This window comes from Citrobacter sp. Cpo089 (assembly GCF_030332695.1).
GTDB lineage: Bacteria > Pseudomonadota > Gammaproteobacteria > Enterobacterales > Enterobacteriaceae > Citrobacter > Citrobacter portucalensis.
In genome coordinates this window covers 33,017-47,205 of the sequence record NZ_JAOWHJ010000072.1, presented here as the reverse complement: position 1 = coordinate 47,205, position 14,189 = coordinate 33,017, and the positions used below count along the sequence as shown (strand labels likewise).

Annotated in this window: 15 protein-coding genes; 4 read left to right on the top strand and 11 right to left on the bottom strand. The window is 51.4% G+C overall.

Annotated features, from left to right (window positions below; translation table 11 throughout):
• Positions 1 to 68: 68 nt before the first annotated feature.
• The 3 genes from OGX92_RS19130 to OGX92_RS19120 are packed head-to-tail and all read right to left on the bottom strand — an operon-like array spanning position 69 to position 2,586.
• Positions 69 to 881, bottom strand: a complete 813-nt coding sequence (locus OGX92_RS19130; RefSeq protein ID WP_003029358.1) for a MetQ/NlpA family ABC transporter substrate-binding protein — start codon at positions 879 to 881, stop codon at positions 69 to 71.
• Between the two features lie 21 nt (positions 882 to 902).
• Positions 903 to 1,571, bottom strand: coding sequence for a methionine ABC transporter permease (locus tag OGX92_RS19125; RefSeq protein ID WP_048214308.1), 669 nt, complete (start codon positions 1,569 to 1,571; stop codon positions 903 to 905).
• Positions 1,564 to 2,586 carry a methionine ABC transporter ATP-binding protein gene (locus OGX92_RS19120; protein WP_286586964.1) on the bottom strand — a complete coding sequence of 341 codons (1,023 nt, stop codon included), beginning with the start codon at positions 2,584 to 2,586 and terminating at the stop codon, positions 1,564 to 1,566. The genes OGX92_RS19125 and OGX92_RS19120 overlap by 8 nt, the downstream gene beginning before the upstream one ends.
• A 372-nt stretch (positions 2,587 to 2,958) precedes the next feature.
• Between OGX92_RS19120 and ynhH the strand changes: the two genes are divergently transcribed.
• The 3 genes from ynhH (at position 2,959) to lpp (ending at position 5,119) form a co-directional block, all read left to right on the top strand.
• Complete coding sequence (ynhH, locus tag OGX92_RS19115; RefSeq protein WP_242637968.1) at positions 2,959 to 3,153, top strand: protein YnhH; 195 nt, start codon at positions 2,959 to 2,961, stop codon at positions 3,151 to 3,153.
• Positions 3,154 to 3,160: 7 nt separating this feature from the next.
• The gene (pykF, locus tag OGX92_RS19110) at positions 3,161 to 4,573 is read left to right on the top strand and encodes a pyruvate kinase PykF (RefSeq protein WP_003029366.1); all 1,413 of its coding nucleotides are present in this window, start codon (positions 3,161 to 3,163) and stop codon (positions 4,571 to 4,573) included.
• A 309-nt stretch (positions 4,574 to 4,882) separates the two neighbouring features.
• Positions 4,883 to 5,119 carry a murein lipoprotein Lpp gene (gene lpp, locus OGX92_RS19105; RefSeq protein WP_003029373.1) on the top strand — a complete coding sequence of 79 codons (237 nt, stop codon included), beginning with the start codon at positions 4,883 to 4,885 and terminating at the stop codon, positions 5,117 to 5,119.
• A gap of 68 nt (positions 5,120 to 5,187) precedes the next feature.
• Here lpp and ldtE read toward each other — a convergent pair whose 3' ends face one another.
• The 8 genes from ldtE to OGX92_RS19065 all read right to left on the bottom strand — a co-directional run bounded on the left by ldtE (position 5,188) and on the right by OGX92_RS19065 (position 13,199).
• Positions 5,188 to 6,192 (bottom strand): L,D-transpeptidase LdtE, encoded by a 1,005-nt coding sequence (gene ldtE / locus OGX92_RS19100; protein ID WP_003832656.1) that lies wholly within the window; start codon positions 6,190 to 6,192, stop codon positions 5,188 to 5,190.
• 123 nt (positions 6,193 to 6,315) lie between these two features.
• Positions 6,316 to 6,732: a cysteine desulfuration protein SufE gene (gene sufE, locus OGX92_RS19095; protein WP_191221551.1), complete on the bottom strand. Its 417-nt coding sequence runs from the start codon at positions 6,730 to 6,732 to the stop codon at positions 6,316 to 6,318.
• Positions 6,733 to 6,744: 12 nt separating this feature from the next.
• Positions 6,745 to 7,965: a cysteine desulfurase SufS gene (gene sufS / locus OGX92_RS19090; RefSeq protein WP_008784609.1), complete on the bottom strand. Its 1,221-nt coding sequence runs from the start codon at positions 7,963 to 7,965 to the stop codon at positions 6,745 to 6,747.
• Positions 7,962 to 9,233, bottom strand: a complete 1,272-nt coding sequence (gene sufD / locus OGX92_RS19085) for a Fe-S cluster assembly protein SufD (protein ID WP_286586963.1) — start codon at positions 9,231 to 9,233, stop codon at positions 7,962 to 7,964. The genes sufS and sufD overlap by 4 nt, the downstream gene beginning before the upstream one ends.
• Positions 9,208 to 9,954, bottom strand: coding sequence for a Fe-S cluster assembly ATPase SufC (gene sufC, locus OGX92_RS19080; RefSeq protein ID WP_003832649.1), 747 nt, complete (start codon positions 9,952 to 9,954; stop codon positions 9,208 to 9,210). The genes sufD and sufC overlap by 26 nt, the downstream gene beginning before the upstream one ends.
• Before the next feature lie 16 nt (positions 9,955 to 9,970).
• Positions 9,971 to 11,458, bottom strand: a complete 1,488-nt coding sequence (gene sufB, locus OGX92_RS19075) for a Fe-S cluster assembly protein SufB (RefSeq protein ID WP_003832647.1) — start codon at positions 11,456 to 11,458, stop codon at positions 9,971 to 9,973.
• 8 nt (positions 11,459 to 11,466) lie between these two features.
• A complete protein-coding gene (gene sufA / locus OGX92_RS19070; RefSeq protein ID WP_003832645.1) occupies positions 11,467 to 11,835 on the bottom strand; it encodes a Fe-S cluster assembly scaffold SufA in 369 nt (122 codons plus the stop codon).
• A 488-nt stretch (positions 11,836 to 12,323) separates the two neighbouring features.
• The gene (locus OGX92_RS19065; RefSeq protein ID WP_149335771.1) at positions 12,324 to 13,199 is read right to left on the bottom strand and encodes a LysR family transcriptional regulator; all 876 of its coding nucleotides are present in this window, start codon (positions 13,197 to 13,199) and stop codon (positions 12,324 to 12,326) included.
• Positions 13,200 to 13,321: 122 nt separating this feature from the next.
• On the opposite strand from OGX92_RS19065, the gene OGX92_RS19060 reads away from it, so the two are divergent.
• The gene (locus tag OGX92_RS19060; RefSeq protein ID WP_149335772.1) at positions 13,322 to 14,173 is read left to right on the top strand and encodes a Vmh family MBL fold metallo-hydrolase; all 852 of its coding nucleotides are present in this window, start codon (positions 13,322 to 13,324) and stop codon (positions 14,171 to 14,173) included.
• Positions 14,174 to 14,189 lie beyond the last annotated feature (16 nt).

Below are 14,189 nucleotides of genomic sequence, written 5' to 3'. Positions count from 1 at the left end.
GCGTTTTACCCGGCCTACAGGACATCGTAGGCCGGGTAAAGCACTGCCGCCACCCGGCAAAAAGCGGATTAGTTGTTTACCGGGATCACCGCACCTTTATATTTAGTACGGATCCAGTCCTGGATCTCTTTTGAATGCAGGACATCAACCAGCGCTACGATATCCTTTTTCTTCTCGTCGCCACGATGCACGGTAATGATGTTGGCATACGGGTTGTTTTCACCACTTTCAACGGCAATAGGATCTTTCACTGGATCCAGCCCGGCGTCGATTGCGTAGTTGGCGTTAATCACCACCGCATCACCTTCGTCGTTGTTATACATCTGCGGTAACAGCGCGGCTTCCACGTTTGGCAGGAACTTCAGCTTTTTCGGGTTTTCGACGATATCGCTAATGCGCGCGGTTACTTTATCCACGCCCGGCTTCAGCTTGATCACTCCCTCTTTTTCGAAAATCGACAGAATTCGGCCCTCCTCAGATACCGCATCACGCATAATGACTTTGCCGCCTTCCGGTAGATCTTTAAGCGATTTCACTTTTTTCGAATAGATACCAATCGGCTCAATGTGAATCGCTCCGGCGCTGACGAAGTCATACGTTTTATCGCCTGCATGATCTTTAATCACGCTGTTCAGGTACGGAATATGCTGGAAGTAGTTGGCGTCAATCTCACGGCCAGCCAGCGCAGTGTTCGGCAGAATGTAATCCTGGAACGGTTTAATCTCCAGATCGATCCCCTGCTTCGCCAGAATCGGTTTGGCCTGTTCAAGGATCTCCGCATGCGGCACATTAGACGCGCCAACGGTCAGAGTATCAGCCCAGGAGGCAAAGCTCAGGGCGCTTAAGGTTGCTGCAGCGAGTAACGTCAGTGATTTTTTCATGATAATGGTTTCCGTATTTTATTAGCGTTTATCTAACAGAGAGGTGATCACATCGCCGCAAAGCTGGATGATGAAGACAATGAGCAAAATCGTCACCGTCGCCACCAGCGTGACGTCGCTGTGGTTGCGCTGGAATCCTTCCAGATAGGCCAAATTCCCTAAACCACCGGCACCAATTACCCCTGCCATCGCGCTGTAGCTCACCAGCGCAATTAGCGTCACGGTGATCCCGGACACCAGAGCAGGAGAGGATTCCGGCAGTAAAACTCGAAAAATAAGCGTGCTCAGCCGTGCGCCCATCGAACGCGTCGCTTCAATAACGCCTTTATCCACTTCACGCAGAGCGATTTCGACCAGACGCGCATAAAACGGCGCGGCCCCCACGATCAGCGCAGGCAACGCGGCATTGGCGCCGAGAATGGTGCCTACCATCGCTTTGGTAAACGGGATAAGCAGCACGATCAAAATGATGAATGGGATCGAACGAAAGATATTCACCACCAGTGAAATAGCGCTATATACCGCGCGATTAGGGAATAATCCGCCGCGCGCTGTCAGGAACAACGCCAGGCCAAGCGCGATGCCCAGGATAAAGGTCGCCGCCCCCGAAAGAGCTGTCATATACAGCGTTTCCTGGGTTGCCGCTAACAGTTGATCCCACTTCAGATGGGGAAACAGTTCTTCAGCCATGTTGAATCACCTCGCCTTCAATGTCGCTCTGGCGCAGGTCGGCCAAAATATTGTTCAATTGTTCCTCAGAGGCCACCACGTGCACCCAAAGTTGACCAAACACGCCGTGTGCGGTTTGCGTCATCTTGCCGTGCAAGATGTTGAACGGCAGGCCATAGCGCAGGGTCAATTCCCCAACCACAGGCCGATGGGTACGTTGCCCGGTAAAGGTTAATTTGATAACCACCCCACCCAACTCGCTTGCCAGTTGCGGATTAAACTCGTCTTCTTCGGTGTACTGGCTCACTTGACGAACAAACTGTCGGGTAATAGGCTGCTGAGGATGGGTAAAGACGCTGAGCACATCACCTTCCTCAACGACCTTGCCGTTTTCCATTACCGCGACGCGGTCGCAGATTTTGCGTACTACGTGCATTTCATGAGTGATCAGCACAATGGTCAATTTGAATCGACGGTTAATATCGAGGAGTAAATCGAGGATCTGATCGGTAGTTTGCGGATCCAGCGCCGAGGTGGCTTCGTCACACAGCAGGACATCCGGATTGTTCGCCAGCGCGCGGGCAATTCCTACACGCTGCTTTTGCCCACCGCTGAGCTGGGAAGGATACGCATTTTCACGACCGCTCAGCCCAACCAGCGTAATTAGTTCAGCAACCCGCGCTTTGATGGACGCTTTGGACGCACCGGCGATTTGCATAGAGAAAGCAATATTTTCGCTAACGGTCCGCGACCACAGCAAATTGAAGTGTTGAAACACCATGCTGATTTTCAGTCGCGCCTGGCGTAACGATTCCCCACTGGCGGCAGAGATATCGTGGCCGTTAATCGTCACGCTGCCGGAGGTCGGTTTTTCGAGACCATTGAGCAAACGAATTAAGGTGCTTTTACCTGCCCCGCTGTAACCAATAATTCCATAAATCCGCCCCTGTTCAACCGTCAGATTGACGTTATCGACAGCGGTGATGGCAAGCCTGCCTGGCGTAAACACTTTCGAAATATTTTTCAGGACAATCATGTCGTTTGGGTATCCGCTGCTTATTGTTCTTCTGCTATCGCTTTTAGCTGTTTAGCAGTATGGATGTCCAAACGAGTGTAATCAGTGGAATTGGCTTTTAGAATGAATTAAAACGAATTTGATATAACTTTTAGAAATATAGTACAAGATCAACGTCAACCGTATAAAACATAGTCATCAGGATGTTAAATGCAGTTTGTTGCGCAATAGAACGCAACGCCCGATAACCTCTTTATCCATACCGATGAATAAATTAATGAATATTTATTGTAAAACTGCACAGAAGTGTTTTGAAACGCTGTTTCCATTTTCCTTTTTGATAATTTTCAGCGTATAATGCGCGCCAATTGTCTCTTGAATGGTTTCAGCACATTGACCTGTAAAACTCAACGACTACAAAACTCACCATCCCGTTGGGCTGAAACACAAGCACACATTCCTCTGCACGCTCTTTCGATGTCACCTATCCTTAGAGCGAGGCATCACAACTTTCGTAACTCAGGTTTAGCTTCCCGTCCGTGCGCGGCGGGAGCCAGATTTCCATATCCTTCTCAACTTAAAGACTAAGACTGTCATGAAAAAGACGAAAATTGTTTGCACCATCGGTCCGAAAACCGAATCCGAAGAGATGTTAACCAAAATGCTGGACGCGGGCATGAACGTCATGCGTCTGAACTTCTCCCACGGCGACTACGCAGAACACGGTCAGCGCATCAAGAACTTGCGCAACGTCATGAGCAAAACCGGCAAGAAAGCCGCAATCCTGCTCGACACCAAAGGTCCGGAAATCCGTACCATCAAACTGGAAGGCGGTAACGACGTTTCCCTGAAAGCGGGCCAGACCTTCACCTTCACCACCGACAAATCTGTCGTAGGCAACAACGAAATCGTTGCTGTTACTTATGAAGGCTTCACTAAAGATCTGTCCGTCGGCAACACCGTTCTGGTTGACGATGGTCTGATCGGCATGGAAGTTACCGCTATCGAAGGTAACAAAGTTATCTGTAAAGTGCTGAACAACGGCGACCTGGGCGAAAACAAAGGCGTTAACCTGCCGGGCGTTTCCATCGCGCTGCCAGCACTGGCTGAAAAAGACAAACAAGACCTGATCTTCGGTTGCGAGCAAGGCGTTGACTTCGTTGCAGCGTCCTTTATCCGTAAACGTTCTGACGTCGTTGAAATCCGTGAGCACCTGAAAGCGCACGGCGGCGAAAACATCCAGATCATCTCCAAAATCGAAAACCAGGAAGGCCTGAACAACTTCGACGAAATCCTCGAAGCGTCTGACGGCATCATGGTTGCGCGTGGCGATATGGGCGTTGAGATCCCGGTTGAAGAAGTTATCTTCGCGCAGAAGATGATCATCGAAAAATGTATCCGTGCACGTAAAGTCGTTATCACTGCGACCCAGATGCTGGACTCCATGATCAAAAACCCGCGTCCGACCCGCGCTGAAGCCGGTGACGTAGCGAACGCCATCCTCGACGGTACCGACGCAGTAATGCTGTCTGGCGAGTCTGCAAAAGGTAAATACCCTCTGGAAGCCGTTACCATCATGGCGACCATCTGTGAGCGTACTGACCGTGTGATGACCAGCCGTCTGGACTTCAACAACGACAGCCGCAAACTGCGCATCACCGAAGCCGTTTGCCGTGGCGCGGTTGAAACTGCTGAAAAACTGGACGCGCCGCTGATCGTCGTCGCAACCCAGGGTGGTAAATCTGCTCGCGCAGTACGTAAATACTTCCCGGATGCCACCATCCTGGCGCTGACCACCAACGAAACTACCGCGCGTCAGCTGGTGCTGAGCAAAGGCGTTGTTGCACAGGTGGTTAAAGAAATCAGCTCTACCGATGATTTCTATCGTCTGGGTAAAGAAGTCGCTCTGGAAAGCGGTCTGGCTCAAAAAGGTGACGTTGTGGTTATGGTTTCTGGTGCACTGGTTCCGAGCGGCACCACCAACACCGCATCCGTTCACGTGCTGTAATAATTCCATCGCGAATTAATTTGCTTAAAAAAGCGCCCTGGTGGCGCTTTTTTTATTTTATCGATAGCCACAATTAATAAAAAATCAAATCGGATTTCACTATCTAATCCGTGATTATCTAAGATGAATCCGATGGAAGCTTTCTGTTTTCACTCGGGTTTTTAGCCGTTTTTGCACAATTCGATGCTTCTTTGAGCGAACGATCAAAAATAAGTGCATTCCCATCAAAAAAATATTCTCAACATAAAAAAGTTTGTGTAATACTTGTAACGCTACATGGAGATTAACTCAATCTAGAGGGTATTAATAATGAATCGTACTAAACTGGTACTGGGCGCGGTAATCCTGGGTTCTACTCTGCTGGCAGGTTGCTCCAGCAACGCTAAAATCGATCAGCTGTCTTCTGACGTTCAGACTCTGAACGCTAAAGTTGACCAGCTGAGCAACGACGTGAACGCAATGCGTTCCGACGTTCAGGCTGCTAAAGATGACGCAGCTCGCGCTAACCAGCGTCTGGACAACGCAGCTACTAAATACCGCAAGTAATAGTATCTGTGTAATAAAAATGGCGCACTTTGTGCGCCATTTTTTTTGCTCTGAATTCCCCTTCCCTGTTATTGCGTAGCGCGTACCTCAGCATCTCCTCCCGGCACGCCATTTTGCGCAGACTTCACTTCTGGCCCATTGCTCGCGACCGATGCTTGCCCGGCAGTGACGGTGACTGGATAACCTGCGCGACGATACAACGCCCTTTCCACCAGATTGTTATCCACCGCTTTATTGTCTTTAAACTGGGTAAATCCGGCTGGCAGCACATACGGCATGGTCTGGACGTTTTGTTCCTCTTCCGGCGACAGCGGTCGATGCACTTCGACATACCTCATGCCGTTTGGCTCAATCGAATATTTTATCGGCTCATTAATCACCCTGACCGGCGTGCCTGTGCGGACCTGAGCAAACAGTGCTTTAATGTCCGGCGCGTTCATGCGAATACAACCAGAACTCACACGCAGGCCCACGCTGTCCGGCGCGCTGGTGCCATGGATCAGATACTCACCGTTTCCATGCGCCAGACGCAGTGCAAAGCGTCCTAACGGGTTATTTGGCCCGGCAGGTACAACAGGCGGTAATGTGATGCCGCGCTCCAGAGAGCGTTTACGGATGCCTGGTGTAGGGGTCCAGGTAGGATTCGGGATTTTCTGCCCAACCCGGGTTTCCATTACCGGCGTTTCCAGCCCCTGCAAACCGATACCAATTGGGAATACCTGAACAATATTCTCTCCCGGCGGGAAGTAATACAGACGCAGTTCCGCCAGATTCACAATAATGCCTTCGCGTGGTGCATCCGGCAGCAGTAATTGTGAGGGAATAGTAATCAGGGTTCCGGGTTTAGGTACGGGGGCAATAGTATTGTTGGCTTCAAGGATCAGCATGGCAGCGGTATCAAACTTACGGGCTATCGCCTGTAGGTTTTTATCGCCTTCCTGCACGGTGTAGGTTTGGTTTTGCCCAACAAGGCGGCTATTCGCCTGGGGCAAAGGATAATCGACCGCCCATGCGGCCTGAATAGCGCTGTAAGCGCCGATTAGCATTAACGTAATAACAGACGCGCGTTTCATACTCACTCACCCCCCTGGCGTTCTTGCCGGACCGCGGCGAGCGCCCAATCCGGCTTACGAGTCACTGCGTTGCCTTACACGAACGCTTTCAAGTCGGTCTGAAAGTTAACGTGTTTTATCAGTTTAGCTAAGACTTGCGGCTTTGGCGCGAATAGCCCGAATCATCGCCTCCAGCCCTTGTGAACGAGACGGTGTGAGGTGCTGTGCGAGCGCCATTTTTTCAAACCACGGACGCACATCAAAATTCACAATATCCTGGGCCGTCATGCGATCATACAAAATGAATACCACGGCAATAAGTCCTTTAACAATTGCCGCATCACTGTCGCCCTGTAATTCAATAATCCCTTCGCCATTCTGGTTCATAACAATCCATACCTGACTTTGACATCCCTGGATGCTATTTTCCGGGCAGCGTAGGTCGTCGTTTAATTCCGGCAAACGCTGACCCAGCTCAATAATGTACAGGTATTTCTCTTCCCAATTAGCGCAACGCAGAAAATTACGCAACAACTTTTCTTTATCCGGTAGCGCAGCCATAACGCCTCCCTGTTAGCCCAGTAAATGATGAATACGCTTGAGGCCCGTTACCAGGCGATCCACTTCTTCATGGGTGTTGTACATTGCAATCGACGCCCGGCACATAGCAGGAACGTTATAGTAGGCCATCAGCGGCATAGCGCAGTGATGTCCCGTCCGCACGGCTATTCCATAGTTATCAAGAAAACTGCCGACGTCAAAGGCGTGATGTTTACCAAGGTTAAATGCAATCACACCCAGGCGGTTATCCGGCCCGTAGAGCGTCAAATCAGGTACATCTGCCAGCTGCTCCAATGCATAGCGCATCATGAACTGTTCATATTCGCTGATTTCAGTAAGCCCCAGTGCTGAAACATACTCAATAGCCGCGCCGAGTCCGATAATACCTCCGGTGTTTGGCGTTCCGGCTTCAAAACGCCAGGGGGCTTTGGCCCACGTTGTTCCCTGACTCAAACTCACCGTCGCAATCATTGAACCACCGCCTTCCCAGGGTGGCATCTCCTGCAACAGCGACTCTCTGGCATACAGAACGCCAATACCGGTTGGTCCATAAAGTTTATGCCCGGAGAAAACATAAAAATCGCAATCCAGTGCCTGGACATCCACCTGATGATGCATCACCGCCTGCGCGCCATCCACCAACACTTTTGCGCCGTATTGATGCGCTAGCTCAATCATTTCCGATAACGGGTTCTCGGTACCCAACACGTTAGAAACGTGGGTAATCGCCAGAAGTTGCGTACGATCGTCAAACAGCGTCGGCAGCGTCTCCAGCTGCAACGTACCATCGGCATTGAGCGGAATAACACGCAGCTCTGCCCCTACGCGGGCACACAGCATCTGCCAGGGCACAATATTGGCGTGGTGCTCCATTTCGCTGATGATAATGTTATCGCCCGCTCGCACATTGCTGCTGCCCCAGCTGTTCGCCACCAGATTGATGCCTTCCGTCGTACCACGAACAAACACCAGCTCTTCCGCTGAGCGGGCGTTAATAAACAACGAGGCAAGCTTGCGCACATTTTCCATTTTTTCCGTGGCCTGGGCGCTCAGCGTATGAATACCGCGGTGGACCGCCGCATAGCCGTGACGATAAAACTCGGCCTCGGCATCAATCACCTGATTGGGTTTTTGCGCGCTGGCAGCGCTGTCCAGATACGCCAACGGTAAACCGTTCACTTCACGCGTCAGGACCGGAAAGTCTGCCCGTACTTTTTCAATGGGAAATGTCATGCTGCGCCTCCCGGCAAGCGTTGGGCGATCCGCGCCAGTACCTGTTGTTTCAGCGTTTCATCGCCCAGGGCTTCCGTCAGCTCAGCGGCAAACGCATAGAGAATCATGTGTTGAGCATCCTGCTGACCGATTCCGCGTGAACGCAGATAGAACATCTGCTCGTCGTCGATCCGTCCTACCGTCGCCCCGTGGCTGCATTTCACGTCGTCGGCGTAGATTTCGAGCTGTGGCTTGGTATCCACCTCCGCCAGCTTTCCGAGCAACAGATTATTGTTGGTCATCTGACCGTCGGTTTTGATAGCGTGCTGGGCGACGTTGATCAGACCATTGAATACCGCCCGCCCCTTATCGCTGACAATCGTTTTATGCAGCTGGCGACTGTTGCAATACCCTTTATTGTGCTCAAGCCAGGTCCGTGTATCACAGACTTCATTTTTCACCGGCATCGCCAGACTGTTCAGCCGAAGCGTGGTGTTTTCGCCGTTAAGCTGCGTACTGGTGTTATGGCGCAATACCGCATCACCAAGCAAGAAACTGTGGCTAACGGCAGTAGCATCCGCGCCCAATTGAATGTCATTATGCGCGAAGTGGTGGCTGAGCGGATTTTCGAACGCCAGTTTTATATGGCGCAAATGGGCGTTTGCCGCGACGTTCATCGTTAAGCGTGCGCCAGTGAAATGGCGACGCTCGCTGAGGCTGGCATAGTGTTCAATGACGGTGGCTTCTGCGCCTTCCGCTAGCTCCAGATGGTGGCGATAGTGCGCCGTATTCACCTCGTCGCCCGCCAGCCCCTGGGTTATATGCAGCAGCAGCAGCGGTTTCGCGGGGCGCTGGTTACGCTTCACCTGAATGTGCGTTACGCTACGGGACAGGCTTTCGGTAAGGTGCAAAAACACTTCCGGTTGGATAGCCGCTGGCAGCGCCTGGCGCGCATCGTCAATGGTAATGTCAAAACCGCTACCGTCTGTGCTGTCGCTGAGCATTGGAAAGAATTGCCCGTCAACAAACACCAGTCGTACAGCATCAATTGTCGGCGACAACGCTGCACATTGGGCTGACGTTATCTCAGCGACATGACTGACAAACTGGCTGTTGGTTAATCCCTCCAGCGGCGTGTATTTCCAGTCCTCATGTTTACGCGTTGGCAGCCCCAGACGCAGCATCTGTTGCAAGTGCTGCTGCGCATGGTGTGAGCGTGTCTCCCCTTGCGTCTCAAACAGATGGTGCCACTGTTGCAGCACGTTACTGCTGTTCGCTAAGCCAGCCATAACCTTGCTCCTCCAGTTGTTTGACCAGCGTAAAATCGCCGGACTTCACAATTCGCCCCTGGTAGAGAACGTGAACAAAATCGGGTTTGATATAGTCCAGGATGCGCTGATAGTGAGTGACGATAATGAATGAGCGTTTCCCGTCACGCAGCGAGTTCACGCCATCCGCAACGATTTTCAGCGCATCAATATCCAGGCCGGAATCTGACTCATCAAGAATGCACAACTGAGGCTCCAGTACGGCCATTTGCAGAATGTCATTACGTTTTTTCTCACCGCCGGAGAAACCGACGTTTACCGAGCGCGTGAGCAAATCTTCCGGCATCTTCAGCAGCGCAATTTTCTCTTCCATCAGGTCCTGGAAGTCGAACCTGTCCAGCGACTCTTCGCCACGGTAACTTCGCACCGCATTCAGCGCCGTTTGCAGGAAAAACTGGTTACTGACGCCAGGGATTTCCACCGGATACTGGAATGCCATGAAGATCCCTTCACCGGCCCGGTCTTCCGGCGACAGTTCCAGTAAATCTTTGCCATTGAACTCTACCGTTCCGCCAGTGACGTCGTAGTCTTCCCGTCCAGCGAGAGTTGCAGAAAGCGTACTTTTCCCTGAACCGTTTGGTCCCATAATGGCGTGAACTTCTCCGGGGCGAACCTCAAGGCTCAACCCACGCAGGATCGCCTTATCTTCCACACTGACCTGTAAATCTTTGATGCTTAACATGTGCTTTCCTTAAAATTTAACCGACGCTGTGCTCAAGACTTATGGCGAGAAGTTTTTGCGCTTCCACGGCAAACTCCAGCGGCAGTTCAGAGAACACGTCTTTACAGAAACCATTCACGATCATAGAAATGGCATCCTCTTCACTGATGCCGCGCTGCAGGCAGTAAAACAACTGGTCTTCACCAATACGCGACGTGGTGGCTTCATGTTCAAGCTGGGCGCTATTGTTACGACACTCCACATACGGGAAGGTGTGTGCCCCGCAATCCGCACCGATCAACATCGAGTCGCATTGGGTAAAGTTGCGGGCGTTAGTAGCGGTCGGCATGATTTTCACTAAGCCGCGATAACTGTTCTGACTGTGTCCGGCGGAGATCCCTTTCGAGATAATGGTCGATTTGGTGTTTTTGCCAATGTGGATCATTTTGGTGCCGGTATCGGCCTGCTGATGTCCACTGGTCAGCGCGACTGAGTAGAATTCGCCGATCGAGTTGTCGCCACGCAAAATGCAGCTTGGGTATTTCCAGGTAATGGCCGAGCCGGTCTCCGACTGCGTCCACGACATTTTGCTGTTTTCGCCTTCGCAGAGTGCGCGCTTGGTGACGAAATTCAAAATACCGCCCGTATTGCCATCGCCGGGAAACCAGTTTTGCACCGTGGAGTATTTCACTTCGGCATCTTTGTGGATGATGACTTCCACCACCGCCGCGTGTAGTTGGTAACTGTCGCGCACCGGGGCTGAACAACCTTCGATATAGCTGACGTAGCTGCCCTCATCCGCAACCAGAATGGTGCGTTCAAACTGCCCGGTTTTTTCCGCATTGATACGGAAATAGGTCGACAGCTCCATTGGGCAACGCACGCCTTTCGGTACATAAATAAACGTGCCGTCAGATGCCACCGCCGCATTCAGCGCGGCAAAGAAATTGTCATTGCCGGGGACAACCGTGCCCAGGTACTGTTTTACCAGCTCAGGATGATCGTGAATGGCCTCACCGAACGAACAGAAAATAATGCCCTGCTCCGCCAGTTTGTCGCGATAGGTGGTCGCTACCGATACCGAGTCGAAAATAGCATCAACCGCCACTTCTTTGCCTTCACGTACCGGCACGCCAAGCTGTTCGAATGCGTCCTCAACCTCTTTGCTTAAAAATGCATTCGCGCCCGTTTGCTGTACCGCTCCCGGTTCAGACGCACAGGTTTCATCGCAGTTACCGCAGGAAGGTGCGGAGTAATAGCTGTACTCCTGATAATTCAGTTTGTCGTAATGCGCTTTAAGCCAGTGTGGTTCTTCCATGGTCAGCCACGCTTTAAAGGCATTCAGGCGAAATTCCAGCATCCAGTCGGGTTCATTTCGTTTTGCCGAAATCGCGCGCACGACATCTTCATTGATCCCTTTTGCCAGCTCATCGGTTTGCAGTTGGGTGAAGAAGCCCTCTTTGTAATTAAGGTGCCCGCCAGCCCAGGTGTTGACATCGTCAGTTGCTTCAGTATTACGAGACATAGTACCGCCTATACCCCAAAACTTTCGCCACAGCCGCATTCGTTCTGGGCTTTCGGGTTATGAAATTTAAATAACTGGTTTAATCCTTCGCGAACGAAATCGACTTCTGTGCCGTCAATGAACGGCATCGCCTGCAACGGCACATAAAGTCTGGCGCCCTCCGTTTCAAACAGCAGATCGTCTTTTTCAGGTTGGCGGACGGTATCCAGCACGTAGCCGAATCCCGCGCACCCTGTTTGCTTCACGCCTAACCGTACGCCCAACATGTCAGGTTGCTTTGCCACCAGCTCACGGATATGCGCCGCAGCCGCTGGCGTTAACGTCAGTCCACGCCAGGCAAAATCGTCCGGGTTAAATGTTCCTGAATGCAATTCCATAGGGTTACCTCGAGTCACTAGCTTTAAAGCTATAACATCATGTTAGTGATAATGATTATCACTTCAACCCCTCAACAGCAGGGGCATTCGGGTTAATCGCCCTTTTTGGCTACTTTTACTAAGCATAGACCCTGCAACGAGGGTTTACAGGGATGGATTATTTTGTTCAATGCATTGATTAATAATGGATTATGAAAATCCAATCGTTCAGTCAGGTCAAATGACAAAAGATGTATAGAAAATATCTATTTAAGGGATAGGTGGGGATGAAGGTAGGGAAAAACAATTCAAATAATAAACAAGCAACAAAAAACCCTTAAGTCTGCTTGTTGGCAGGCTTAAGGGTTCCGGCCCCATCCGGCGCTTATCTCCGGCACTCATATTGGCTTAGCTCTTGAAGGGGCGATAAGAATAATCTCATACACTGATTAGTTTTTTTTAACACTAATTGCGGTTTGACTCTTTTATAAACGCGTTCAATCACATATTTAACACTGTGCCTCACTGAGCGTGTCCAGCAGCAGGCGTAGCCCTGCGGGTTGATGTTCACGTGAAAGGTATAAACCATAAATCGGCAGGCATTTAGGCTGAAGTTCTGGCAGTAATCGAATTAGCTTTCCCTGCGCCAGCCCTTCCTGCGCCTCCAGCTCTGGCACCAACGCGATCCCCATTCCTGCCACCGCCGACTCGCAGAGCAGCGAGGAGATCCCTGCACTCAAATTCCCTTTGATTGCAACGGAGACAGACTGCCCCTGAGCATCCAAAAAGTGCCAGGATTGTCCGGCAAAACCGCTGTAGTAAAGGCAATTGTGCCGTGCGAGATCGTCGATTGTCTCAGGCGTGCCATGTTGATGCAAATAATCTGCGGACGCGCAAAGTACCGATTTACAGTCGCCCAACCGACGGGCGATGGTTCCTGGCTCGGGATTTTCCGTTATGCGGATCGCCACATCGATGCGTTCCCCCACAAGGCTTACCGGTTGATTATTGATCTCCACCTCAATACGTAATTGCGGATATTGCTCCATAAACGACGGCAGAACCGGAGCAAGAATATGCATGGCAGTAAAATGGGCGCAGGCCACACGTAGCGTGCCGGAGGGAATTTGCGCGCCACTGGCGGCACCTATGTCCAGCGAAAGTTGCGCCAGAGAACGCGTCTTCAGTAATGCCTCTTCACCCGCTGGCGTGATCGTCAAGCGACGCGATGAGCGATGGATAAGCCTTGCACCTGCCCATTTTTCCATCTCGTCAAGGTAACGACTGACCATCGGACGGGAAAGCCCCAGCGCACGCGCGGCAGCGCTCAGACTGCCCAAATCACAGATATGGTTGAATACCGTTGCCGCCATCACTCTGTCCATTGCATCCCATCCGATCGTTTTATGAAACTCAGCATGTCCTAATGAGGGAATTCTAACAGATCCGAATTGCCTTAAAATACGGGAACTATCAAAAGACAATTTCCTGCACAAGGTTACCTGGTATGAAAATTAAAACTCTGGCTCTGCTGTTACCTCTGTTTGCGTCTTCAGCTTTCGCCGCGCCGCTACAGTTGGACGTCTATAATCCGCAGGACAAAGCTATTTTTCCGGTCTCTTCGACGCTGGTTTCTGGCCCAAAAGAGGCGATTTTGTTTGACGCCCAGTTCAGCACCAAAGATGGCGAACAGTTGGTACAGATGATTCGCGCCAGCGGTAAAACGCTGAAGGCTATCGTGATCACTTCCGGCGATCCGGATTTCTATTTTGGTCTGCAACCCATCGTCAAAGCCTTCCCACAGGTAAAAGTCCTGGCAACGCCGCAGGTGGTAGACCATATCCGCGCCACCAAAGAGGCCAAGCTGCAGTTCTGGGGCCCGCAAATGAAGGACGGCGCGCCAACATCGCTCACCGTTCCGCAGGCGACTACGCAAACGCAGTTCACGGTTGATGGCGAAACGCTGGAACTGCGTCACGCCAACGATTATGCAGCGTATATCTGGATCCCGGCGAATCGGGCCATTATTGGCGGCACAGGCGTGGCTTCAGGTATTCATGTCTGGACGGCGGATACACAGTCTGAACAACAACGTAGTGCATGGCGTAGCGTGCTGAGCGAAATGCAGAGCTTACAGCCCACTCAGGTGGTCCCGGGTCATTACATTGGTGAACGCCCAACCGGCGATAAAGCGATCCGCTTCACTCAGGACTATTTGCAGTCGTTTGAGCTGGCGCTAGGGGCGAAGAAAGGATCGGACTATGTGATTAAAACCATGACGGCAGCATGGCCAGGCCTTGCAGACGTAAGCTCGCTGGAACTAAGTGCGAAGGTTAACAGTGGCGAGATGAAGTGGTAATGAAGATTTAAGGCAA

What these genes read in the sequence shown, in the direction of transcription:
- OGX92_RS19130 (WP_003029358.1), bottom strand. Translation starts at nt 881, where the DNA reads ATGAAAAAATCACTGACGTTACTCGCTGCAGCAACCTTAAGCGCCCTG.
- OGX92_RS19125 (WP_048214308.1), bottom strand. Translation starts at nt 1,571, where the DNA reads ATGGCTGAAGAACTGTTTCCCCATCTGAAGTGGGATCAACTGTTAGCG.
- OGX92_RS19120 (WP_286586964.1), bottom strand. Translation starts at nt 2,586, where the DNA reads ATGATTGTCCTGAAAAATATTTCGAAAGTGTTTACGCCAGGCAGGCTT.
- pykF (WP_003029366.1), top strand. Translation starts at nt 3,161, where the DNA reads ATGAAAAAGACGAAAATTGTTTGCACCATCGGTCCGAAAACCGAATCC.
- lpp (WP_003029373.1), top strand. Translation starts at nt 4,883, where the DNA reads ATGAATCGTACTAAACTGGTACTGGGCGCGGTAATCCTGGGTTCTACT.
- ldtE (WP_003832656.1), bottom strand. Translation starts at nt 6,192, where the DNA reads ATGAAACGCGCGTCTGTTATTACGTTAATGCTAATCGGCGCTTACAGC.
- sufE (WP_191221551.1), bottom strand. Translation starts at nt 6,732, where the DNA reads ATGGCTGCGCTACCGGATAAAGAAAAGTTGTTGCGTAATTTTCTGCGT.
- sufS (WP_008784609.1), bottom strand. Translation starts at nt 7,965, where the DNA reads ATGACATTTCCCATTGAAAAAGTACGGGCAGACTTTCCGGTCCTGACG.
- sufD (WP_286586963.1), bottom strand. Translation starts at nt 9,233, where the DNA reads ATGGCTGGCTTAGCGAACAGCAGTAACGTGCTGCAACAGTGGCACCAT.
- sufC (WP_003832649.1), bottom strand. Translation starts at nt 9,954, where the DNA reads ATGTTAAGCATCAAAGATTTACAGGTCAGTGTGGAAGATAAGGCGATC.
- sufB (WP_003832647.1), bottom strand. Translation starts at nt 11,458, where the DNA reads ATGTCTCGTAATACTGAAGCAACTGACGATGTCAACACCTGGGCTGGC.
- sufA (WP_003832645.1), bottom strand. Translation starts at nt 11,835, where the DNA reads ATGGAATTGCATTCAGGAACATTTAACCCGGACGATTTTGCCTGGCGT.
- OGX92_RS19065 (WP_149335771.1), bottom strand. Translation starts at nt 13,199, where the DNA reads ATGGACAGAGTGATGGCGGCAACGGTATTCAACCATATCTGTGATTTG.
- OGX92_RS19060 (WP_149335772.1), top strand. Translation starts at nt 13,322, where the DNA reads ATGAAAATTAAAACTCTGGCTCTGCTGTTACCTCTGTTTGCGTCTTCA.